Origin of the sequence: Alienimonas chondri, from assembly GCF_013036045.1 — a bacterium.
Lineage (GTDB): Bacteria > Planctomycetota > Planctomycetia > Planctomycetales > Planctomycetaceae > Alienimonas > Alienimonas chondri.
The window spans coordinates 1-1,851 of the sequence record NZ_WTPX01000314.1; the positions used below are offsets into that span (position 1 = coordinate 1).

The following is a 1,851-nucleotide window of genomic DNA, read 5'->3' on the forward strand; positions in this document are numbered from 1 at the left end:
GGCATCTTGAAGGCGGGGGTTGGAGGCGGGGTGGGGGTCGCACAGTCAACCGGACCGGCGACCAAACCGGCGACCGAACCGGCCGCGGCGCAGGACGTATCGTACGATCCCTGCGCGTCGCATTGTACCGACGACGGGGGAACGGCAGGCTGGGGCGTTCGCCCATTCTCGTTCGGAACGCTTCTGATGCCCGACGTCCGCTCCGTTCGCCTCCTCGCGGGGCTGTTCGCCCTCCTGGTGACGGCTGGTCCGTCCCTTGGCCAAACCGCGGAAAGCGCCCCGTCCGACGATCGACCGGACGACCGACCGGACGTGCTGTTCATCGCGGTGGACGACCTGAACGACTGGATCGGCTGTCTGACGAACGAGCGCAGCCCGCTGGGCGGCGGGCATCCGCAGACGGACACGCCGAACCTCGACCGCCTCGCCGCCCGCGGGGTCTTGTTCACGAACGCTCACTGCGCAGCGCCCGCCTGCAATCCCAGCCGGACGGCGATTATGACCGGTCGCCGACCCTCTTCCACCGGCCTCTATCTGAATGCTCAAAGCTGGCCGAGAACCGTGGAGGGCGTGCCGACGCTCTCGGAGACGTTCAAGAACGCCGGCTACGACACGCGCGGCGGCGGCAAGATCTTTCACGGCAGCCATCCGCGGGAGCAAGACGAGCGCTTCTGGCACGAATACTTCCCGCTGCCCGGCTTCCCCACGCCGGAGGCCGCACAGGGCAAATCGACCGCCAACGGGTTGGGCAAAGGGCACTTCGACTGGGCGCCGCTGGACGTCGGCGACGAAGAATTAGGCGACACGAAGCTGACCGATTGGGCGACCGGCGTTCTGAAGGAAGAATCGCCCGGCCCGCGGTTCACGGCGGTGGGGCTGTATCGCCCGCACCTGCCGTGGTTCGTGCCTCAAAAATACTTCGACGCCGTCCCCGCCGACCCGGCGCTCCCGCCCTCGCCGGAGGGGGACCTGAACGACGTGCCGGCGCCGGGCGTCAAGATGGCTCGGCCGCAGGGCGATCACGCCGCGGTGACGAAGGCCGATCAATGGTCCGCCGGCGTGCGGGCCTACCTCGCGAATATTCGCTATGCGGACGGACAGGTCGGCCGGCTCTTAGATGCCTTGAACGCCTCCGGCCGGGCGGACAACACGATCGTCGTGCTGTGGGGCGACCACGGCTGGCACCTGGGCGAGAAGGAGCACTGGCGGAAGTTCACCCTTTGGGAACGGGCGACGCGGGTGCCGTTGATGATCCTCGCCCCCGGCGTCACCGAGGCCGGCGGACGCTGCGACGCCCCGGTGGAACTGACCAGCCTGTACCCGACGCTGTGCAACCTGTGCGGCGTGCCGGCGCCGGAGGGACTCGACGCCCCCAGCCTGCGTCCGCTGCTGGCGAATCCGCGGGCGCCCTGGGAGCACGCCGCCGTCACCACCCACGGTCGCGGCAATACCAGCGTGCGGGGGGAACGATTCCGCCTGATCCGCTACGCCGACGGGGAGCGAGAGTTATATGACCACCGCGTCGATCCCGGCGAATACAATAACCTCTTGAACAAAGATGCGGAGCACATCGCCGCGGACGCCCTCGCCAAGTCCCTGCCGACGGACTACGTCCCCAACGCCCCGACAAGCGGGGGAGCGAAAGGGCCGCGGGAAGCCGGGAAGTAAGGCACCCGTCGCGTCTCGGTTTCTCCCCTCTCCCTCAGGGAGAGGGGCCGGGGGTGAGGGTGAGCGAGCCTTCGCACGCGGGCGTTTATAGGACCAGGTTAAGTAAGTAGTGGAGAGCAGCAGAGGGTTGAAGGGTCATTGGGCGGGGAATGCCCCCTCACCCCCAGCCCCTCTCCCCCAAAG

At 68.2% G+C, this 1,851-nt stretch carries 1 protein-coding gene; it reads left to right on the forward strand.

Translation table 11 applies throughout. The annotated features are described in order from the left end of the window. The first annotated feature begins 186 nt into the window (after window positions 1–186). The gene (locus tag LzC2_RS21305) at window positions 187–1,668 is read left to right on the forward strand and encodes a sulfatase (RefSeq protein ID WP_171190034.1); all 1,482 of its coding nucleotides are present in this window, start codon (window positions 187–189) and stop codon (window positions 1,666–1,668) included. Window positions 1,669–1,851: the final 183 nt, after the last annotated feature.